At 42.6% G+C, this 20659-nt stretch carries 22 protein-coding genes; 7 read left to right on the forward strand and 15 right to left on the reverse strand.

Going from position 1 to position 20659, the window contains the following annotated elements:
- Positions 1-6: 6 nt before the first annotated feature.
- Entirely contained in the window at positions 7-1440 is a 1434-nt protein-coding gene (locus tag MMAH_RS07140) for a DUF7289 family protein (RefSeq protein ID WP_013037876.1), read from the forward strand.
- A 192-nt stretch (positions 1441-1632) separates the two neighbouring features.
- Here the strand turns inward: MMAH_RS07140 and ablB are convergent, their stop codons facing one another.
- From ablB to MMAH_RS10370, 15 genes are all read right to left on the reverse strand, one after another.
- A complete protein-coding gene (gene ablB, locus MMAH_RS07145; RefSeq protein WP_013037878.1) occupies positions 1633-2463 on the reverse strand; it encodes a putative beta-lysine N-acetyltransferase in 831 nt (276 codons plus the stop codon).
- Positions 2456-3769, reverse strand: a complete 1314-nt coding sequence (gene kamA / locus MMAH_RS07150) for a lysine 2,3-aminomutase (RefSeq protein ID WP_013037879.1) — start codon at positions 3767-3769, stop codon at positions 2456-2458. The genes ablB and kamA overlap by 8 nt, the downstream gene beginning before the upstream one ends.
- A 408-nt stretch (positions 3770-4177) precedes the next feature.
- Entirely contained in the window at positions 4178-4795 is a 618-nt protein-coding gene (locus MMAH_RS07160) for a V-type ATP synthase subunit D (RefSeq protein ID WP_013037882.1), read from the reverse strand.
- Positions 4796-4812: 17 nt separating this feature from the next.
- On the reverse strand, positions 4813-6195 hold the full coding sequence (locus MMAH_RS07165) for an ATP synthase subunit B (protein ID WP_013037883.1): 1383 nt from the start codon (positions 6193-6195) through the stop codon (positions 4813-4815).
- Between the two features lie 2 nt (positions 6196-6197).
- Positions 6198-7934, reverse strand: coding sequence for an ATP synthase subunit A (locus MMAH_RS07170; RefSeq protein WP_048902166.1), 1737 nt, complete (start codon positions 7932-7934; stop codon positions 6198-6200).
- Positions 7925-8227 carry a V-type ATP synthase subunit F gene (locus MMAH_RS07175; RefSeq protein ID WP_013037885.1) on the reverse strand — a complete coding sequence of 101 codons (303 nt, stop codon included), beginning with the start codon at positions 8225-8227 and terminating at the stop codon, positions 7925-7927. The genes MMAH_RS07170 and MMAH_RS07175 overlap by 10 nt, the downstream gene beginning before the upstream one ends.
- Positions 8227-9300 (reverse strand): V-type ATP synthase subunit C, encoded by a 1074-nt coding sequence (locus MMAH_RS07180; protein ID WP_013037886.1) that lies wholly within the window; start codon positions 9298-9300, stop codon positions 8227-8229. The genes MMAH_RS07175 and MMAH_RS07180 overlap by 1 nt, the downstream gene beginning before the upstream one ends.
- Before the next feature lie 7 nt (positions 9301-9307).
- On the reverse strand, positions 9308-9859 hold the full coding sequence (locus tag MMAH_RS07185; protein ID WP_013037887.1) for a V-type ATP synthase subunit E: 552 nt from the start codon (positions 9857-9859) through the stop codon (positions 9308-9310).
- A gap of 56 nt (positions 9860-9915) precedes the next feature.
- Complete coding sequence (locus MMAH_RS07190; protein ID WP_013037888.1) at positions 9916-10152, reverse strand: hypothetical protein; 237 nt, start codon at positions 10150-10152, stop codon at positions 9916-9918.
- Positions 10153-10156: 4 nt separating this feature from the next.
- Complete coding sequence (locus MMAH_RS07195; RefSeq protein ID WP_013037889.1) at positions 10157-12169, reverse strand: V-type ATP synthase subunit I; 2013 nt, start codon at positions 12167-12169, stop codon at positions 10157-10159.
- Positions 12162-12488 (reverse strand): ATP synthase archaeal subunit H, encoded by a 327-nt coding sequence (gene ahaH / locus MMAH_RS07200; RefSeq protein WP_013037890.1) that lies wholly within the window; start codon positions 12486-12488, stop codon positions 12162-12164. Before ahaH ends, MMAH_RS07195 begins: the two co-directional genes overlap by 8 nt.
- A gap of 262 nt (positions 12489-12750) precedes the next feature.
- Positions 12751-13935 carry a radical SAM protein gene (locus MMAH_RS07205; RefSeq protein WP_013037891.1) on the reverse strand — a complete coding sequence of 395 codons (1185 nt, stop codon included), beginning with the start codon at positions 13933-13935 and terminating at the stop codon, positions 12751-12753.
- Between the two features lie 12 nt (positions 13936-13947).
- The gene (locus MMAH_RS07210; protein ID WP_013037892.1) at positions 13948-14826 is read right to left on the reverse strand and encodes a polyprenyl synthetase family protein; all 879 of its coding nucleotides are present in this window, start codon (positions 14824-14826) and stop codon (positions 13948-13950) included.
- A 27-nt stretch (positions 14827-14853) separates the two neighbouring features.
- Positions 14854-15234 (reverse strand): cytochrome c maturation protein CcmE domain-containing protein, encoded by a 381-nt coding sequence (locus MMAH_RS07215; protein ID WP_013037893.1) that lies wholly within the window; start codon positions 15232-15234, stop codon positions 14854-14856.
- Positions 15235-15244: 10 nt separating this feature from the next.
- Positions 15245-15364, reverse strand: a complete 120-nt coding sequence (locus MMAH_RS10370) for a CcmD family protein (protein ID WP_083774848.1) — start codon at positions 15362-15364, stop codon at positions 15245-15247.
- A gap of 146 nt (positions 15365-15510) precedes the next feature.
- On the opposite strand from MMAH_RS10370, the gene ahbD reads away from it, so the two are divergent.
- From ahbD to hemB, 6 genes are all read left to right on the forward strand, one after another.
- Positions 15511-16560 (forward strand): heme b synthase, encoded by a 1050-nt coding sequence (gene ahbD / locus MMAH_RS07220; protein ID WP_048902167.1) that lies wholly within the window; start codon positions 15511-15513, stop codon positions 16558-16560.
- 177 nt (positions 16561-16737) lie between these two features.
- The gene (gene ahbA, locus MMAH_RS07225) at positions 16738-17193 is read left to right on the forward strand and encodes a siroheme decarboxylase subunit alpha (protein ID WP_013037895.1); all 456 of its coding nucleotides are present in this window, start codon (positions 16738-16740) and stop codon (positions 17191-17193) included.
- Positions 17183-17653 (forward strand): siroheme decarboxylase subunit beta, encoded by a 471-nt coding sequence (gene ahbB, locus MMAH_RS07230; protein WP_013037896.1) that lies wholly within the window; start codon positions 17183-17185, stop codon positions 17651-17653. The genes ahbA and ahbB overlap by 11 nt, the downstream gene beginning before the upstream one ends.
- Before the next feature lie 21 nt (positions 17654-17674).
- Complete coding sequence (locus MMAH_RS07235) at positions 17675-18391, forward strand: precorrin-2 dehydrogenase/sirohydrochlorin ferrochelatase family protein (RefSeq protein WP_013037897.1); 717 nt, start codon at positions 17675-17677, stop codon at positions 18389-18391.
- Positions 18392-18393: 2 nt separating this feature from the next.
- A complete protein-coding gene (gene hemA / locus MMAH_RS07240) occupies positions 18394-19665 on the forward strand; it encodes a glutamyl-tRNA reductase (protein WP_013037898.1) in 1272 nt (423 codons plus the stop codon).
- A gap of 15 nt (positions 19666-19680) precedes the next feature.
- On the forward strand, positions 19681-20658 hold the full coding sequence (gene hemB / locus MMAH_RS07245) for a porphobilinogen synthase (protein WP_013037899.1): 978 nt from the start codon (positions 19681-19683) through the stop codon (positions 20656-20658).
- Position 20659: the final 1 nt, after the last annotated feature.

Genomic DNA, 20659 nt, shown 5'->3' on the forward strand with positions numbered 1-20659 from the left:
GGATGTATGATACGAATGAAAAATTTATCCGTCTCCTGCAAGGCAGTCTCTTCTGTTATTGGAATACTCCTCATGTTTGCTCTTACTGTGGGATCCATCAGTGCAATGATGGTCTACAGCGTCCCTGTAATCGATGAACTGAAGGATAATTCAAAATCGCAAAAAGTAGAACAGGCTTTTACAATTCTTGACTCCCGTATAAGTAAAGTGGCCCTTGGGGAATCTCCTCTCCAGACTATATCCTTTTCCCTCATGGGAGGCGAAGTTAGTGTTGACGATGAATCTAATTCCGATAGCAGTAATATAAAAATCGTCGTCCAGAATATTACAAATTCTACTCCTGCAGAGGAGTTTAATTGCTCATTGGGTACCTTCGAATATACCCTCGATGAGAGACAGGTTGCCTATGAAGGTGGCGGTATCTGGTCAAAATATAGGAGTAATGGCGGTTCTGTGATGGTTTCACCTCCGGAATTTCATTACAACGGGGAAACACTCACTTTACCTATAATGACGATCAACGGCTCCTCCTCAACGGCAGGGAAAGGAGAAGTAAACATTGCCGTAACATCGGACAACAGGCCTTTTGTCTTGTATCCCAACACATCCATATCGACATCAAGAACAAATCCTGTGACCTCGGATAAGATCTATATCTATATTGAAAGTGAATATTATGATGCGTGGGCCAATTATGCAGAGTCAATGGTCTATACCAATGCGGAAAAGGATGATGTCAATAAAACCGCAATTATTGAATTGGACGTGGTTCCTCCCATGGGAACAACAACCCTTACAAACCAGATTAAAATTGGGGCTGTAAATGCATCAAATCCTCTGCCTATCGATGATTTTCATCTGGACCTTGAAGCCGAAGATTCCAACAGTGATGGCTTAAATCCATCTAAATATGAGATAGAGGCAACTTCAGGAACTAAAAGCCTGATATACAATATTGCAAAAAAAAATAATAACCAGCTGCAAATTGAAGTTACATATAAAGATACATCCGTGGGACCGGAGCATATAGAACACTGGGATGGAGTAGATTATTTCCAGATAAATGGCACTAAATCCGAAGCTGAAAGTACCATTGATTTTTTGAACAGCTCTTTTGTAATGGAATATACACCCCCTAATACCAACCAAAACGGTGCAGATCCGGATTTCTCATGGAACGACTCCCAGGAGGATACAACCGAACTTCCCGATGTTGTCATCGAGGAAGGGAACACATCATTTTATCTGAATGATCTCACACAGCATTATTTGAAATTACTGACAAAAGATGGTTCTGTGGTTTTTAATATCGATGGTGGCTCACAGGACCCGGTGGATTATGAAAATTCTGCTGTAACTATAAATTATGATGAGAGAGCCGGAGCAATCACATATTTGCATGTAACGCAGAATGAACTTGAAATAGATATAACAAACTGAATAATATGGACTTTAATTATCTTCATTATGACCCGTAGATTTCCGTGCCGTTCTTGAGTTTCTTTATATTTTTTCCACAACAGAAAGTTTGTTCCGGTCCACTTCAAGTCCGGCAAGTTTTTCCATGAACCAGATGTATCTCACATGTTCATCGGGAGACATTTTTCAGTCGGTTTTTTCGATATATATTACTCAGATGTGCTTGTACCATACATTCATATTTTCAAGATTGCCAGAGATATTGGTATTTTGAACAAGTTTTCCGGTAAATTCATACCCCAGTCTTGCAAAAACCGTATTCATACCATAGGACGCGGCCCGGGCGATGGTATACAGTGTAAGGATACCTTTCTTGTTCATTTCTTTTTCCATTTTTGAGAGGAGATGAGTGGACAAACCCATTCCCCTGAATTGAGGGAGTGTAGCAAAGTCGGTCATTTCTGCATTCCGGTTTTCAAAATCGATCTCGGAAGAGGAAAGGGCAACTATGCCACCTTCATTTTCAACTGCGAAATATGCAACATTATCTTCCATGGTTTCTTTCAGGTATGTCGGATCCTGGATAGGAAAAGGATATGTAGGGAACACCTCGGCGTATATCCTGGCCATTGCGGGCAAATCCGCTTCCGTACACATCCGGATCAGAAAGCCTTCGGGTAATTCATGTTTCCTGATATCTCCTGCCTTATCCCTGGCTGTGGAGATGATCCGGTCGTCTTCAGCCTGTGTGTCCTCTTTTCTGCGCTCTGAGAAATACTTACACATGAACAGGGCTTCCATCTTGCCAGAATAATAGCCCGGTACACCGGCCTCCTTTACATATCCCTTTGCTTCAAAAGTTGCTCTGGAATCTGCAGGGATTTTTGCAAATATCTTGCTGTAGCCGCGTTTTTCTGCCAACCTATCCATTTCAGGTATAAGATCAGGGAGGTCCCCGGTATCCAGTTTCATAAGGTAAATACGATCGTTGTATGTACCGTGCTGGATGAGGGAGTTGCCAAATTTTTCGATTATATCACTCAACGTCCCTTCTCTCCATTCTATCGGTATCCTCCGGTACAAGACTTACAGCTTCATCATAATCTGCAAGCAGTTTTGCAATACCTGTAGATTTATATTCAGCTGCATCATCAAGTTTGAGCTGTAGTTTGCATTCCTCACATTTACGATCACAGTATATCGGCTCGTAGGAATCCGGTTCCTTGTATGAGGTGATGACTCCCTCATAGTTACGCAGGATTACCCTGTTGGTTGACCAGGATATAAGATAGGAAGGCATAACTGGTATTTTGCCACCTCCGTGGGGGGCATCTATAACATAAGTGGGTACTGCAAAACCGCTTGTATGGCCTATCAGGTGTTCCATAATTTCAATACCCTTACCTACCGGTGTCCGGAAATGGGAGAGGCCTTCGGACAGGTCGCACTGGTAGAGATAATAAGGACGTACACGATTTTGCACAAGTTTATGTACAAGACTTTTCATAATCCTGTGACAGTCATTCACTCCTGAAAGCAACACCGTCTGGTTCCCGAGAGGAATTCCTGCATCCGCAAGTTTGCGCAGGGCCTCTCTGGAAGATGCTGTTACCTCACGTGGATGGTTGAAATGGGTGTTGATCCAGAGAGGATGATGCTTTTTGAGTATTTCTACAAGATCATCAGTTACCCTGTAAGGAAGCACCACAGGCATCCTTGTACCGATACGAATTATCTCAACATGAGGAATTTCCCTCAATTTTGTCAGGATCCAGTCCAGATAAGCATCAGGAAGCATAAAAGGATCTCCACCTGAAAGCAGTACATCGCGTACATGGGGCGTATTTCTGATGTATTCCAGTCCTTCAGAGACTGCATCCCTGGTAGGAATGGAATCCACATCTCCCACCTTTCTCTTACGTGTGCAATGCCTGCAGTACATCGAACAGGTGTTACTTATATGGAACAGTACCCTGTCCGGATACCTGTGTGTGATTCCCTCTACAGGACTGTCCTCATCCTCTGAAAGAGGATCTTCAAGATCATCTTCATCGATGTCCAGCTCCTTTGGTGAAGGGAAGGCTTGCAGGAATATGGGATCATTCCTGAAATCATCGGTATCTATGAGGGACAGATAATAAGGAGTTACAGATAATGGGAATTTTTCCAGGGTTTGTTTGAGTTTATCCTTTTCCTCGGCTTTGAATTTGATGCCAAGTAAGGTTTCAAATGTATCAACATCACCGATGGAATGCTTGAGTTGCCATCTCCAGTCCTTCCAGTTGGCAATAACAGTATCAGAATCGATTTTTTTAGCTATTTCTTTTTGTGCTTGTGTATGCTGTGTCATAAAAGTACCACATTTTTAGTTTATATTGCTTATTGAATGAATTTGCCTGCAAAAGTTGCATAAGAACATACGCACAGCTAAAAAATAAAGCAGGCAAAATGAAATCAAATAGGTATATCACCTTTGTTGAACAAAATATCACAACTAATAGAACCGTATGTTGTTTATTTAACGGTTCATATATAGTGGAAGAAGATATATATACTTTACTGACTGGTTCCGATCAATTATTTCATCAGATATTCAAGTACTCTGAAATCCTGAAATAAATGATAAGATAACCAAATACCAGCATCATAAGGGATATTAACCATGCCCAGCGCAAAATACGCGCAAGGTTATTGGGTTGGGTGATTTTTAAAAAAAGTCTGTCGGCCATCCCTGGCCGATCAGGTTCTGTGTTAGGCATTATGCCTTAATCCTCTTTAAGCGGAAGGTATTTTCACGTTCCATCTCATCCAGCCGGAAACGGATGAAATCCATTGCTTCCTGCATTTCGGGAATTACTTTGAATTCAAGGGCATTTACACGTCTTTTTGTTTTCTCGATGTCTTCAAGTAACCTTTTCATAGTGGTCTCGATCTCTGCTGCAAGAATAATCTTGTCAACAAGAATCTCATATGAATCGACAGCTTCATCGATATAGGAGCTTGTCCCGAGAATACCGTATCCCCTTTTGTTGATGGGTTTATGCACACTGGATGCTTCAATCTTAGGGACCACCACACCCATAATGTTGTGGCTTTCGAGACTTATTTCAGGTCCATCTTTGAGAGCAAGAGCAGTGGATTTTATTACCATTCTGCCCTCGACCGCCTCAGCAATCCCTATTTTTTCAGTGGCATTGTTATAGGCGTCATCCAGTTCGTTCCTTACACCCTTGGCCTGGTTCAAAATCTCAAAGAATTCCAGGATAAGACCATCCCTTTTCATTTTCAGCAGTTTATGACCGCTCTGGGACAGTTTTATCTTTTTCTTCAGTTCAATGAGTTCGGAACGAGTTGGTTTAACATCCTTTGTGCCCATAGTGGATCACTCTTTGTTCATTCTGCATTTTGATGTGCAGGATGGTATTTATCGATATACTTGTTGTCTATCCTGGTGAGCTGTGCTTCCGGAAGTTCGGAAAGGATTTCCCATGCTATATTCAGGGTATCTTCGATATTCCTATCTTCATCTTTTGCCTGTCTTACAAAGCGATCTTCGAAAAGATCGGCAAATTCCAGGATTCTCTGGTCTCTTTCGGAAAGGGATTCCTTACCGACAATTGCAACCAATCCACGAAGGTCACGTCCTTCTGCATACCCGGCATACAACTGGTCAGATACTGCTTTGTGGTCTTCCCTTGTTTTTCCTTCTCCGATACCGGAGTTCATTAGGCGGGAAAGGGATGGGAGCACATTGATTGGTGGATAGATACCCTTCCTGTGAAGTTCACGGGATACTACAATCTGGCCTTCGGTAATATAACCGGAAAGATCAGGGATTGGGTGGGTAATATCGTCACCTGGCATGGTCAGGATAGAGAACTGGGTCACAGATCCCTTGTTACCCTTGATGACACCGGCACGTTCATAGAGGGATGCAAGGTCAGTATACATATAACCGGGATATCCACGTCTACCGGGCACTTCTTCACGGGCTGCACCCATCTGACGGAGTGCTTCACAGTAGTTTGTGATATCAGTCAGGATTACAAGTACATGCATATCGTGTTCGTATGCAAGATACTCTGCTGCTGTCAGTGCCATCCTCGGGGTAATGATACGCTCGACTGCAGGGTCATCTGCAAGATTAAGGAAAACTGTCGCTCTTTCAAGAGCACCTGTCTTCTCAAAGTCTTCCATGAATGACTGGGCTTCCTCATTGGTAATACCCATTGCAGCAAATACCACAGCAAAATCTTCTTCAGAACCGGGTACTTTTGCCTGTCTTGCAATCTGAAGAGCAATCTCATTGTGTGGCAGACCTGATCCAGAGAAGATAGGAAGTTTCTGTCCTCTTACAAGAGTATTTGTACCGTCAATAGTGGATATTCCTGTCTGGATAAATTCATCAGGTGGTCTCCTGGAAAAAGGGTTCATTGAAGCTCCATTCACATCTACCCTTTTTTCGGGGATAATTCTTGGACCACCGTCAAGGGGTTCTCCAGAACCGGAAAGGATACGACCAAGAAGATCTTTTGCAACAGGAAGTTTGATGGTTTCTCCACTGAATACTACACCGGATTCATCATTAAGTCCCTGTGTACCTTCGAAAACCTGGATGACAACCATGTCTGCAGAGGTATCAAGAACCTGACCTCTCTTGGTGGTCCCATCAGGAAGGTTTACCTGAACAAGTTCCCCATATCCTACAGGCTCGGTTTTTTCAAGAAATATGAGTGGTCCTGCAATATCTACAATGGTTTTGTATTCTTTGGTCATTTTCAGTTGCCTCCAATCTGTGTGAACTCTTCATCCATCTTTGCCATGATTGCTTCAAGGGCTGCATCAAAGTCTTCTTCATATTTGACCTTGGCAAGTTCATCCTTGGACTTCATTTCCATGATCTTGGTGATGGGGACACCATTTTCCATCTTCTCGGTTGCTTTTTCCCCAAACGTGGATACGGATTTCAGAAGTTTGTATTGCCTATCAAATGGGCAGAATGTGTCCACAGGATGGAAAGCGTTCTGCTGCAGGAAGTATTCACGAAGCATCCTGGCAATTTCAAGAGTAAGCTGCTGGTCCTCAGGGAGTGCATCCGAACCCACGAGTTGCACGATTTCCTGAAGTTCAGCTTCTTCCTGAAGAATATCCATTGCATTATCCCTTAGTTCATTCCAGTCACTTCCGACATTTTCTGTAAACCAGCCTGCAAGCCTGTCATTGTAAAGACTGTAACTGGTAAGCCAGTTAATTGCAGGGAAGTGTCTCTTCTGGGAGAGTTTTGCATCCAGTGCCCAGAATACCTTTACGATACGCAGGGTATTCTGTGTAACTGGTTCGGAGAAGTCACCACCAGGAGGTGAAACTGCACCTATGACAGTAATGGAACCATCAAGGCCTGCAAGGGAATGAACTGCACCTGCACGTTCATAGAATTCAGAAAGCCTGGCGGACAGATATGCCGGATATCCTTCCTCACCAGGCATCTCTTCAAGCCTGGAGGAAATTTCCCTCATTGCTTCTGCCCATCTGGAGGTTGAATCTGCCATGAGGGAGACATCATATCCCATGTCACGGTAATACTCCGCGATGGTAATTCCTGTATAAACAGATGCTTCACGGGCAGCCACAGGCATATTGGATGTATTTGCGATAAGAACTGTCCGTTCCATCAGTGGCCTTCCGGTCTTTGGGTCTTCCAGTTCCGGGAATTCATTCAGTACATCGGCCATTTCGTTTCCACGTTCCCCACATCCGATGTAAACCACAATATCAGTGTCACTCCACTTTGCAAGTTGCTGCTGGGTAACAGTTTTTCCTGATCCGAAAGGACCGGGGATCGCTGCTGTACCACCTTTTGCCACAGGGAACATCCCATCAAGGATCCTCTGTCCTGTTACAAGGGGTCTTGTTGGAGAGAGTTTCTTGCCCACCGGCCTGGGACCTCTTACAGGCCATTTCTGCATCAGAGATAGTTCAGAGCCGTCAGAAAGTACACAAACCGTTTCATCCACTACAAATTTACCACTTTTGATATCTTCTACAGTTCCTGACTTTCTTGGGGGGACCATTATCTTGTGTTCGAGGTTGGGTGTTTCCTGTACAACACCGATTATATCTCCACCTTTAACACTGTCTCCTTTGGATACTGTAGGGGTAAATTCCCACTTCTTCTCCCTGGTAAGACCGTTTGCTGTTACTCCTCTTTCAATGAAATCTCCCATCTTTTGCTGGAGAACTTCCAGAGGTCTCTGTATACCATCGTAAATACTTTCCAGGAGGCCTGGACCCAGTTCTACTGAAAGAGGCATTCCCGTATTTTCTACAGGCTCTCCCGGTTTTATGCCGGATGTGTCTTCGTATACCTGAACTGTAGCTTTTTCACCCTCGATACGGATTACTTCACCCATCAGTCCTTCATGACCTACTTTTACCACATCATACATCTTCGGCTTGATACCGGTGACTGTGACAACAGGTCCTGCCACTCGATAAATTTCACCATTCATTTCCACAAATCTACACCTACCGCTTGTTTTATTTTATCCCGTAAGTTAGAGCTTTGTCCGGTTCCGCCCAGGGTTACCAATGTTGGTTCGACGGATTCACTCAGAGTATCTCTCAAGGTCTCCGGTAGCTTATCAAAATCATTACTATGCATTACAAGGATACCTATGGAGGAATCGTTGAAGATCTCTTTTACTGTTTCCTCCAGCTTAGGTTCATCATTAACCTCATACACTTTCTGCACACCGGCTAATCGAAAGCCGGTAACAAATTCGCCATCTCCTACAACTGCCAGATCCATCAGATCACCAACTGGTTTTTGATAATATCTTCTCCCAGATTAGCTGCCTTTCCTCTCGCAATTATCCTCAGGTTGTTGACCTCGTTTTTTTTGCTGATCATGTAATCCATGATCGGAACAATTGAAAGGGGATACACATGTGAAAAACTGGAAGCAGACTTTATTGTGTACTTGGTGAGGCTTGTTTCCAGATCAACAAGAGATTCCATTTCAGGATCAGCAAAATCTGATATCGAGTCCCAGTATGGATACTTTTCAAGTGAATTTATAAAATCTGCAAAAGGCAGAGGAACCAATGAATTTATTTCCTTCAGACTAAGCCGGAGCCCACCGTCCAGAACCAGATCTTCAAGTTCATCACCTTCGACACCTTCTTTCTTCATCCTGAACATTGTTTTAATATTCTTTATGTCAATCTCAGTACGAATAAGCTTGGAGAAAAGTTTACGATCACTTGACTTTGGTGTACCAATAGCATTGAACAGCCTCTGATAATATAACTTATCAAGCTGATTTTCTATATCTGGAAGGTTTGTACCGTCATAATTCATAAGAATTGGATAATAATCAGTATTGCTGAGTGCATCTATAACATATTCATAAGATTGTTTTTCAGCAATTTCAGACAGGAAATTGTACTTGAATTGACCTGCAGAAACAAGATTATCCTTTATCTCTTCGAGAGTTGCATTGTAGTACTTGCCCCTGAGAATTGTTTTGATATTCCAGATATCATAATTCTTCAGATATTCCGTGATGAGATAGTTAAGTTCACCCTCTGAAATATCAATCAATTTAGAGAATGTGACTGCAAGGTTCCTGTTCAATGCATGCTCTATAAGATCTACTCCGCTAAATTTCCGCGCAAGTTCATCTACATCCTGCTGATACTGGGTTTCTCCGATAAAACGAGTGATTTCGTCGAGATCCATGTTCATAAGCCGTGAATATGTCTCTTTTGGAAGCAGATTGCTCTTCATTGCACGTACACGCGCAGTGACATAAGCATAATTTGAGCCCCCGCTACTTGTTGAAGAGGAACTCTTATTCCGGAGTCTCTGGAAAAGCCTCATTTTGATATCACCCGAATAAGATATCTGAAATCTGTTTCAGGTTCTGCTCATACACGCTGTCAAGAATTCCTTCATAAGTATAGTCAAGCCTGATACTTCCATCCTCATTCTCTATAACAACGCCTCCAATACAATCGATGTTACCTGCATACTCTAAAGAGGACAGTTTTTTCACAATATCTTCTGATTCCTTATTGGAATAGATACGGCTACCTTTAGATTCATGACTTTCTATGATGTTCTTAAGAAGTGATTCCTGCTTATCCGCAGATAACCCTGCAATCTCATCGAATGCCCGGTTATAGGCCTTTTCAAGCACTTCTTTGCGCGCATTGAGCATTGTCCTTTTGACTTCGAGATTTGCACTGGATAATTCTTGCCTTTGCATACGCTGAATTTCATCTTCCGCTTTGGCAAGACGTTTCCCTTTGATTTCTTTGGCGGATTGCTTTGCATCCTCTATAATACGGGACGCTTCGGCATCTGCCTCTGCATTGATTTCAGAGACCGTCGCCTGCGCAACATCCATGACGTCTTTGATTACTGTTTCGAGTCCCATGCTCTCACACCTTAAAAAGAATTTAAGAGCATTTCTTTAATGCTCTTATACCGCGCTTAGCTTATCAACAGTGCAACCACAAGTCCGAAAATGACAATGGTTTCAGGAATTACAGTCATAATCAGACCCTTACCGAAAAGTCCTTCATTTTCAGCCATTGCTCCGATAGCTGCAGCACCAATGTCCTTTTCAGCAATACCGGATGCAAGTCCTGTAAGTCCTACTGCAAGTCCTGCTCCTATTGCTTTAAGTCCTGCCGGATCCATCATTGTTATTGCTTCTTCTCCTACCATATTATTATTCCTCCGTGTATTTTCTTATATATCCAAATGGACTGTACTTTTTGCCCCCACCTTCATAGAATTTATTGAAGAATTCGACATACTGAAGCCTTAAAGCATGTAAACCGGGGGCAATTATGCTTAAGACTGAATTTAATGCATGTCCGAATATGAATACTATCAGCGCAAAGATCGCCATTATGCCAAGAGAATCTGGCATCAACATCTCAAACGCTATCTGGTTTACGGTGTAGCCAATATATATTGATGACAATCCTACTGCACCTATACGTGTGTATGATAACACATTACTGAGAAGGGATGGAAGTTCAATAGGGCCTTTGATCCCTTCCCCTTTCACCAGCATTAAGACGCCAATCAGGAATATTGCTGCACCAATTGCTATCGGAAGGTAGTCGAGATATCCAAGTACTGTAAGTACAATACCGATTTCTATAACTATCCAGCTACCTTTTTCCAATAACGCAGCCATAAACCCGTGCTTATTATTCTCATTAATAAATCCAAGAATGTATCCCAGATTTATATGCATGACACCTATGATTGAACTAATCACCAAAAGTGTCATTACCGCATCAGGTCTATGGTATGGGAATGTAACCATTTCTCCACTTATAGGCGATTCGAAAAGATGTATCGTTTCAAATCCTGGTATTAAACCTGGTGCGTATCCCGGGTCTAAATGTACAGTGTTTGCTAGAGATATACCAAACACGTCATTTAATAGCGGCTCTGGTGACCATGGTGGGACGCCTATATGAGTGGTTGCAAGTGAAATTGCAAAAGCTTCCCCATACAATATACCAAATATAAGAGCTGATATCTGACAATATATTAAGATATCCATCAGGGGCCTTAATGACTCTATATTCACGTATTTCTTTATTCCAAGTGCTAATGCAAGAAGCACCAATGCATATCCTACATCACCTAGTATCATTCCATAGAAGAGGGGGAAAAAGATAAAAATTAATGAAGTGGGATCGAGCTCTTTATAATTTGGCCTTGTGTACAAATTCATTATTGATTCGAAAGGCTTTGTGGTCCCTGAGTTATTATACTCTACCGGGACGTCCTCTTCCTCCTCTTCTGATACTTCCTGCTTGGAAACAAATACTCTTCCACCAGTAGAGGATTCGAGTGTCCGGGTCAATTTGTTATACTCATCAGATGGAACCCATCCGTCGATTACAAAAGTATGCTCTGATGTGGCAATCCTCAGAGGTACTTCGGATTTCTGAGATTCGATGGACAGAATTTCATCACTTGCAAGTATGAAATCAGAATAACGTTCTTTTATGTCAGAAATACTCTTTTCAAGTGAGGAAATTTTCTCATTGATAGTGTTTTTTTCACTTTCTAAATCAGCGATTATTTCCGAAGATATGCCATCCATATCGGGAACACGGATCTCACGGAACTCGTTATCAGCCAACATCTCAGCCACGATATCTTCTTTGTCTTTCCTGACAAACAGGGCAATGGCGAGTGTATCTGGATCAAATTCGAGTTCATAATCATTTGTAATTGCAGATAGTTCAGAACTAATATCTCCCTTTACAGTACCTGCAAAAACAGATAGATTCTCGTAACCTCTGTAATTTTTAAGGTCTATGGGGATTGAAACAAATGGTTTGAGATCTTTTATGAGGGAATCCAGTTCCTTTAATCTTGTTTCATAGCTGTTCTTCTCTTCGGTCTTTTCATCAATCTCATTTTCCAGGGTAGCCAGTTTTTCATCGAGTTCAGCCCACAGAACTTTTGTGTCCTGTTTTGGTACTTCTTTTGGCTTGATACCAAGAAAACTGGAAATTGACCTCAGTTGAACAAGTTTTTTGGAAACATCCCCTGCATTCTCAAAGGGCTTCCCTATCTTAAAAGTAGAATCTTCTTCATTATATTCTTCAATATGGAAGATATTGATATCGTGAAGTGTCTCTACTGTTTCATCCAGGACTTCTTTGTGTCCGACGATAACAGCACGGGTCATACTTTTTGGCTTAAGCATAGATCGCCCTCTCGAATTCCTCCACAAGCATTGCAACAGCTTTATCGACATTGGATTCTGCGTTGCTTATCAGCTCTTCTGCATCCTTCTTGCCTTTATTGACGATTTCTTCGTGCTCTTTCTGGAGGTCTTCCTGTGCAGATTTGAGTGCATTATTTGCAGATTTCTCTGCATCTAATTCTGCCTCTTTAATTATTTCTCTGGCTTCTGCACGAGCCCTGGCGATTTTGTCCTCCTTCTCCTTCAGGCCTGCTTCCACCTTTTTGGCAGCACTTTGTTCTGCTTCTTTTATCTCGGATAAGATTTTGTCCTTGGCCATATGAATCCTCATCGCGTCTGTGAATTATTAAGCAGCGTGATTTTATGCCCCTTATAGCAACCTCGCATATAAGTTATTCGGTTTCAGGCGATTGCTATTGAATAACCATAATGAATAATCATTCGGATAGGGGTTCAAGTTACCAGCAGGTACTCATAAACAACTTTACATATAAGCCATTCGGTTCTTATCGGTTCGCAATCTGTCGATTATAATAATTATTCATGAAAAATACGATCGCTTTTAGGAATATGACACAAATTTATTCATTTCTTACTCTATATGGTAATATCTCATCTTTGGGTATCGTATGGATGTATTTTTCCCTGAATTCAGGATTCCTCATCATGCAATAATCGGAATTGGACCGATATGCCTGATGTTTGCCCATATTATCCCATATCGACGAAAGTCTTTCTTCCTTTATATTCCCAAAGGACAGCGGTGTATATGCACAGGGCATGACCTCACCTGCAGGTGTGACATGCATCCATCGTCTTCCGGCAAAGCAACCAAACATATCCGGACCCATGAAATACGGGAATGAAGTAACACGTGGTCCGTCCCCTCCACTGTTCATTCTTTTTTGGAAACGTGCCGTGGCCTTCACATCCTTTTGAGTGATGACTTCATCTTCATGTTCAAGCCAGCGACCCACAGCAACTATCTCATAAATAGACATTTCCTGCATACCCATATCTGCAGCAAGACCATAGAAATCTTCAAGGTCATCTATATTATCAGGAGAGACAACCACAAACATATCTGCCAGTATATCAGCTCCCAGGGTGTTCTTAATACCCTCAATAGCATCCCTGTATGCCCCATCCCTGCCACGAATGCGGTCATGTTCCTTTTCGAAAGGACTGTCTACACTTATTCTCATGGCATACATGCCCGCATCCTTCAACTGTGCAGCCCTTTCAGGTGTAAGCCCAAAGCCAGAAGTAAAACAGGTTGTAATGCACCTTTCTTTATCGACCTCCCTTACCATTTCGGGGAGATCTTTTCGAAGCATTGTTTCCCCGCCATCGAAAGAAATTAGATAGGCTCCAAGGTCAAGGGACTGCTCGATAGCATTGTTGATTTGCTCGGTAGTTAGTTCTTCCTCAGTAAGGAAACCCGCAGCTCCGCAGTGGATACAATTATTCGGACATCTATCGGTAATAGCTATTGAGAATTGATCAGGTACACGTTTTTTCATGATGGCTGCGATCTGGGAACTGATCATCCTGTTGAATGCATTGCTGGGAATCGGGGGTGTCCATGTCGAAAATATGATCTCTTCTTCATTAAATGCAATAGGTTTTTCTTCCTGAAAAATCCGGTTAATACGTTTCAGAATTGGTTTTGCAATGGTGGAAAATGGACCCTCACTGGTGAGTACAACTTTATCATCTTCCACATTTGCATCAACTTTTATCATAGGTTTTTCATATACTCTCATAAATTCACCTTTTTAGCATTTCCTTGTTCCAACTTCAGGAAGGAGGTCACTTGTGGCATGGTTGGTAATCTCATGTAATTTATTTCTGGATTGGGAAGAAGGGAATTGATTGATGATTTCATGTGCCTCAGAAACAAGTTGTTCAACAACTCCCCTGGTTTTTTCTATTGCTTTTGCATCCGCCATGTCCTGTCTGTATATGTCTACCAGCGAAGGGGATATGTGTATTGATTCCTTGTTGTTTACCTTAGTGGTGTATTCCAGCATATCATCAACGATTTGATAGGCAGTTCCGAGTTTATTGCCAAATAGTCTGAACTTAGAAACTGTATCCTCGTCTGCTCCTGCAACATAGGCCCCCATTACTGCCGAAGCAGCAAAAAGTGAAGCGGTCTTCTTTTCAATACAGTTAAAATACTCGACACGGTTGTTGATGTTCTTTTCCAGCAAATCTACATCCATAGCCTCGCCTTCGGCCATTTCCATACCTGCCCTGCCAAATTCCGTGCCTATTTCTTTGCCATATGAAGATATTAGTTCAATGGACTTGGATATCAGGTAATCTCCCGCAAGCATTGCTGCAGCGGTGCCATATACCTCATGGGCAGTCTTAACTCCCCTTCTCAACACTCCCCTGTCAAGCAGGTCATCGTGTATAAGGGATGCAGAGTGGATAAGTTCAATTGCCAGGGCAGCATCAAGGGCATTTTCAATTTCGCTGCCGCATATACGGGATGACAGCAGGAGGATCACAGGACGTGTTTTTTTCCCGCCGGATTGACATATGTGGGCAACTACTTTTTTCATATTGGAACCGTTGTCAATTTCTTCCACAAAGTCAATTAATGCTTTGTTTATACTCCGGCATTCATCCCATTTTTCAAAATCCATCGATGGCCTCTTTGAGATAGACATAGGTCATTCGGAGTATTTGGAAGGGCAACCCATAACAATTTTTTCCGCTTTGAGATTGCCCTGTCTATCTATTTTTCCTTCAATACTCAGTTCTTTACCTTCTTCAAGATTGGGTGGCAGGTCACCGGTATATTCAACTTCAATGTACTTTTCAGGTTGCTCTATGTCCTGAAGCATGAAAGTTATATTACCGGGTTTTACATCCAATGTTCCTTGCTTGATAGCACCCATTGTGTTGATATCATTCCCTTCAAAATCATCTATATTTTCCTTAATTTCAGATACCATGTAATAATTCTGGCCGGTATCTATGCCCCACAGGCCCAGGATAGCAAAGGAAAGTATTGTAATAACTGCAAGAATTTGTTTTTGTTTTTTATCCATCAATGTCCCTTCATTCAGGATTTAACCTTTTAAATTCACGAAGAAGCTGTGAACGTTTTCGAATCAGGAATATTGTATATGAAACTATTGCCATGATCACAATCAAAAATGCTGTATTCAGTGGATCCATATTTCACACCACAACTCATTTACAAATAACTAAATTGCCCATCTCTTATATGTGTCATGTGGTCCTTACAAATTATCTATATATTTGATTTATGGTACAATCAGTATACCATTACTTAAATAAATTGAAATGACTGTGATATGACTATGTCAGAAAAACCCAACCCACCAAGATTAATTGCATGGGAGTTGACATCCAGATGCAACCTTTCCTGTGTGCATTGCAGAGGTGCATCCACCGATGAAGAAGCTATTGGTGAACTTGACACATTCGAGGCAAAAACATTCATTGACCAGGTCGCTTCCCTCGGGTCACCAATATTAATTCTCAGTGGAGGCGAACCACTTGTTCGCCCTGATGTATATGAACTTGCCCACTATGGCACAAATAAAGGCCTCAGAGTGGTACTTGCTACCAATGGAACACTGCTTGAAAGGGAAACTGTAAGAAAACTCAAAGAAGTGGGAATAAAAAGAGTAAGTATAAGTCTTGATGGGGCAGACTCTGCAACCCATGATGGATTTAGAGGAGTTGAAGGTGCCTTTGACAAAGCCATGGAAGGAATTGAAGCTCTCAAGGCAGAAGGCATGGATTTTCAGATCAATACTACGATAACCAAAAGAAACCTGGGAGAGATTCCACGTATCCTTAAAATGGCTACTTCCCTGAAAGCCGATGCCCTACATATTTTTTTGCTTGTACCTACAGGCAGAGGGGAAAACCTTGCAGATGAGGAGATACCTCCGGCAGAGTATGAAAGGATACTGCACTGGTTCTATGAACAGAAAAAGCATACTTCCCTTGAACTCAAAGCTACCTGTGCACCACATTATTTCAGGATCATGCGCCAGTGTGCGGAAAAAGAAGGCATGGAAGTTTCAATCAACACCCATGGTTTTGATGCTGTAAGCAGAGGATGTCTGGGCGGGACTGCCTTTTGTTTTGTTTCAAGTACTGGTGATGTGCAGCCCTGCGGCTATCTTCCTGTGATTGCCGGCAATATAAGAAACCAGTCATTCGGGGAAATCTGGAACAATTCAACTTTGTTCAATGAACTCAGAGATTTCAGTCTCCTAAAGGGAAAATGCGGCAAATGTGAATACAAGAACGTGTGCGGTGGCTGCCGTGCCCGTGCATATGCAGCGACCGGGGATTATCTGGAAGAAGAGCCTTATTGTATCTACCACCCGAGATAAACTTTAATCCGTTAGTATGACTTTTCCATACCTCTTTTTTATATTTTATGCCGGCCAATATACCCTTTTTTTCTAAAAGCATAATCGTAAATATTTGCTCAATCCCAAAAGAAAACATTATAATCCATGATTACATCTCGTAACCTATTCTATTCTCAGTAATGAATGTGATTGCCTATGATTGATCTTGATGAAACGGACAAAAGGATATTGAACGAAATCCAGCTTGGATTTCCCCTCTCGATACATCCCTATGCTGCTCTGGCTGAAAGGCTGGGTATTCCTGAAGAAGAATTACTGAAACGTCTCGAGAGGCTTAACAGGCAGGGGGCTGTAAGGCGCATAGGTCCTGTGATAAATACGCGCAAAGCCGGAGGCACAAGTACTCTCATAGCCCTGAAAGCTCCTGACTCAAGGATTCATGAAATAGGAGAAATCATTAGCAGGCATCCGGAAGTCTCTCACAATTATTTGCGCCCGGCGGAGTATAACATATGGTTTACCATCTCAGCAGCAGATCGTGAGCGCCTTGATACCATAATCAAACAGATTGTTGATGAAACCGATTGTCCCATCCTGGACCTGCCCACAAAACGTCTTTTCAAGATTGGGGTGAAATTCGATGTACGATAAACTTGATCCACTTTCTCGCAAAATCCTGGAATTGACACAGCAGGGGATTGAATTTACACATTCTCCGTTCAAGAAAATAGCAGAAGAAACGGATTTAAGTGAACAGGAAATTGTAGATCGGCTAAAGGAGATGCAAAGACAGGGAATCATACGTCGTTTTGGTGCATCAATAGGCCATCGTACCATCGGCATAACTGCCAATGCCATGTGTATCTGGAATGTACCGGATGAGCAGGTCGAAGACGCAGGCAAAATTATGTCCGGTTTTAACGAAGTAACTCATTGTTACGAGCGACCCAGATATCCCGATTGGCCGTACAATCTTTTTACAATGGTCCATTCTTACAGTAAAAAAGAGTGTGAGGAAATTGCCGGAAAAATTGCAGATGCAACCGGGATATATGACTATCGTCTTTTGTTCAGTGAGCACGAGTTCAAGAAAACAGGTGTAAGGCTGTAAATGTAATAAGAGGTTCCTATAATGTATGATCGCCGATATATGCCACTTTTTCTTGATTTATCTTCCCAGAAGGTGGTAATTTTTGGAGCAGGGAATGTAGGACAACGCAAAGCATCACTGTTTTACAAGTTTGCTGAAGTGACCATTATAAGCGAAGAATTTTCCGAAGACATCCTTGCTATGTATGAATCCAATAAAATCGATATTGTGCAAATAAATATAAGGGAAATATCTTCTGATATGATTCGCAATTATCTGGATGGAGCATTTTTGGCCATACCTGCCACCAGCGACCGAGACCTGAACCTGAAGATACACCTGATAGCCTCTGATATGGATATATTCGTTAATTCTGTAGATTCGAGAGGGGATGTTATAGTTCCTTCTGTAATAAAACGCGGACCGGTTACAATAGGCATTTCCACACTAGGGCACAGTCCAGCTCTCTCAAAATACACCCGCATAAAGCTTGAGCATACCATTACCCCGGAATACGGGAAAATGGCCTATCTACAGGATGAATTGCGCACTGAATTGAAAAAGCATATTGCCGACCAGTCACTTCGTAGACAGATCTTATGGAAAGTACTGGACAGGAGAGAAATATGGGATGCTTTTGAGGAATCCTACGAAAAAGCGTATAATATAGCATACGATATAATGTTGGAGCAGATTGAGAATAGCGCAGATGAAGATTCAAAAGAACAGCGGGATCACTGCTCGAATAATGGAGGATAACATTGACTGAAATATCTAGCATGGTTATTTCCCATGCAAAGGCAACAGTGGAGGAAATGGAAGATGCCTGGCAGGGTGAAATCGAGGATATACTTTCCCAGCTAAGTTCCCATGAGCTCGTATACGAATGTGCAGTCCTCAAGACATGCAACCGACTGGAAATGTATGTGGTATCCCCCAGAGGAAGCAGTGTCCTTTTTCATTTTGCAAAAAGCATGGGTGTTTCTTCCCGAATTGTCGAATTTTATGACCATGAAGAATCCTTATATCACCTTTTAAAACTCTCCTGCGGCCTTGAATCCATGATCATAGGAGAAGACCAGATCCTGGGACAGATAAAGGACCTGTTCACTTTCTCCCGGAATGCAGGTACCATGGGCAAAATCCTGGAGACCGCTTTTAGCAAGGCAATCCAGGTAGGTAAAAGGGCCCGTACGGAAACAAACATCAATAGGGGTTCCGTATCGATTGCGTCTGCCGCAGTGGATCTTGCCGATGAAATGTTAAAAGGTCTGCAAGGACGTAATATACTTGTAATTGGCACCGGTGAGATGGGCACTCTTGTGACCCGGGCATTATCGCACAGGGACATGAATGTTGTGTATCTGGCAAACCGCACATATGAAAAGGCAAAGGTACTTGCAGACGAGTTGGGAGGCGAGGCCGTGGATTTCATGAGCCTTGATCGCTATACACAACAGGCCGATGTCATAATCAGTGCTACATCTGCTCCGCATTATGTCCTGAAGAAAGCAACAGTGGAAAGATCCTTAAAGAACAGGAGCGATAATCTTCTGCTGATAGATATCGCCAGCCCCCGGGACATAGACCCCGAGGTTGAAATCCTTCCCGGAGTTATCCTGCGTAACATCGATAACCTCAGGGTTATTAATGAGCGCAATCTCCAGATGAGAATGGAAGAGGCAAAGAAAGTTGAAACTATAATTGATGAAGAATATAAAATGCTGATTAACCAGTATAAGAGACAGAAAGCAGATGCTCTTTTATCCGAACTTTACAGCCAAATATATACCCTCCGAAAACAAGAGATGGATAGGGCTGTGAACAGGCTGGGAACTTATCACACGATCGGGGATGTGGAATGCAAGGTCCTTGATGACCTGACAAGGGCCATAGCAAACAAGGTCCTGGCGGAACCTACCAAGGTGTTGCGTAATGCAGCTGAATACAATGATGAGGCTTTCCTTGATTCGGCCTGCAAACTTTTTAACATCAAACCCTATGCTAAAAAAGAAAAGGAAAATTGCAAATAAGGACTTGTGATACCAATGTACCCAAATACTCGAATGCGCAGGCTCAGGAACGGAAAGATAGGTAATCTTATACGTGAAACTTCCCTGGGGCTAGATGACCTCATATACCCCATGTTTGTTGACGAAACCGCAGAATCCACAGTCGAAGTACCATCCATGGAAGGTGTCCTGAGGTTGCCCCTTTCCGAGGTTGTCAATGAGGCCAGGAATGTGGCGGACCTGGGCATCAGTTCATTGATCCTTTTTGGAATTCCTTCAAACAAGGACGAAAAGGGAAGCAGTGCTTGTGGGGACGAGGATATTGTCCAGCAGGCCACGCGTGCTATCAAGGAGGAACTTGGTGACGATATGGTTGTGATTACGGATGTCTGCATGTGTGAATACACATCCCACGGCCATTGCGGCATTATTGATAATGAAACCCATGATGTGATTAATGATGAGACCCTGCCCCTTTTGGGTGAGATTGCGGCAAGCCATGCCAGGGCAGGCGCAGATATGGTAGCCCCCTCGGGTATGATGGACGGCATGGTGGGTGCAATCAGGCAATCCCTGGATCAGGAAAATTTCAGTGATGTGCCCATTATGTCCTATGCTGCAAAATACTGTTCCGCATTTTACGGCCCCTTCAGGGATGCTGCTGATTCATGCTATTGTTTCGGAGATCGCTCTACATACCAGATGGACCCTGCAAATTCGGATGAGGCCCTGAGGGAAGTAGAACTGGATATCATGGAAGGTGCCGACATCGTCATGGTAAAACCGGCTCTTCCCTACCTTGATATCATCTACCGGATAAAACAGGAGTTTGGTATGCCAACTGCAGCTTACAATGTCAGCGGGGAATACTCCATGTTAAAGGCAGCCGCCCAGCAGGGTTGGCTGGATGAGAAAAAGGTCATGTACGAATCCCTTATGTCAATAAAAAGAGCTGGAGCGGATATGATAATTACTTACTTTGCCAAGGAAATGGCACAATTACTGAATGAATAAA

Source organism: Methanohalophilus mahii DSM 5219 (genome assembly GCF_000025865.1).
GTDB lineage: Archaea > Halobacteriota > Methanosarcinia > Methanosarcinales > Methanosarcinaceae > Methanohalophilus > Methanohalophilus mahii.

Excerpts from the sequence above, each read along its gene's own strand:
- hemB (WP_013037899.1), top strand. The coding sequence starts at position 19,681 with ATGTACCCAAATACTCGAATGCGCAGGCTCAGGAACGGAAAGATAGGT.
- MMAH_RS07195 (WP_013037889.1), bottom strand. The coding sequence starts at position 12,169 with ATGCTTAAGCCAAAAAGTATGACCCGTGCTGTTATCGTCGGACACAAA.
- MMAH_RS07215 (WP_013037893.1), bottom strand. The coding sequence starts at position 15,234 with ATGGATAAAAAACAAAAACAAATTCTTGCAGTTATTACAATACTTTCC.
- MMAH_RS10370 (WP_083774848.1), bottom strand. The coding sequence starts at position 15,364 with ATGGATCCACTGAATACAGCATTTTTGATTGTGATCATGGCAATAGTT.
- MMAH_RS07210 (WP_013037892.1), bottom strand. The coding sequence starts at position 14,826 with ATGGATTTTGAAAAATGGGATGAATGCCGGAGTATAAACAAAGCATTA.
- MMAH_RS07185 (WP_013037887.1), bottom strand. The coding sequence starts at position 9,859 with ATGGGACTCGAAACAGTAATCAAAGACGTCATGGATGTTGCGCAGGCG.
- ahbA (WP_013037895.1), top strand. The coding sequence starts at position 16,738 with ATGATTGATCTTGATGAAACGGACAAAAGGATATTGAACGAAATCCAG.
- ahbD (WP_048902167.1), top strand. The coding sequence starts at position 15,511 with ATGTCAGAAAAACCCAACCCACCAAGATTAATTGCATGGGAGTTGACA.
- MMAH_RS07190 (WP_013037888.1), bottom strand. The coding sequence starts at position 10,152 with ATGGTAGGAGAAGAAGCAATAACAATGATGGATCCGGCAGGACTTAAA.
- MMAH_RS07165 (WP_013037883.1), bottom strand. The coding sequence starts at position 6,195 with ATGACCAAAGAATACAAAACCATTGTAGATATTGCAGGACCACTCATA.
- MMAH_RS07180 (WP_013037886.1), bottom strand. The coding sequence starts at position 9,300 with ATGAGGCTTTTCCAGAGACTCCGGAATAAGAGTTCCTCTTCAACAAGT.
- ahaH (WP_013037890.1), bottom strand. The coding sequence starts at position 12,488 with ATGGCCAAGGACAAAATCTTATCCGAGATAAAAGAAGCAGAACAAAGT.
- MMAH_RS07140 (WP_013037876.1), top strand. The coding sequence starts at position 7 with ATGATACGAATGAAAAATTTATCCGTCTCCTGCAAGGCAGTCTCTTCT.
- kamA (WP_013037879.1), bottom strand. The coding sequence starts at position 3,769 with ATGACACAGCATACACAAGCACAAAAAGAAATAGCTAAAAAAATCGAT.
- MMAH_RS07175 (WP_013037885.1), bottom strand. The coding sequence starts at position 8,227 with ATGGATCTGGCAGTTGTAGGAGATGGCGAATTTGTTACCGGCTTTCGA.
- MMAH_RS07160 (WP_013037882.1), bottom strand. The coding sequence starts at position 4,795 with ATGGGCACAAAGGATGTTAAACCAACTCGTTCCGAACTCATTGAACTG.
- MMAH_RS07235 (WP_013037897.1), top strand. The coding sequence starts at position 17,675 with ATGTATGATCGCCGATATATGCCACTTTTTCTTGATTTATCTTCCCAG.
- ahbB (WP_013037896.1), top strand. The coding sequence starts at position 17,183 with ATGTACGATAAACTTGATCCACTTTCTCGCAAAATCCTGGAATTGACA.
- MMAH_RS07205 (WP_013037891.1), bottom strand. The coding sequence starts at position 13,935 with ATGAGAGTATATGAAAAACCTATGATAAAAGTTGATGCAAATGTGGAA.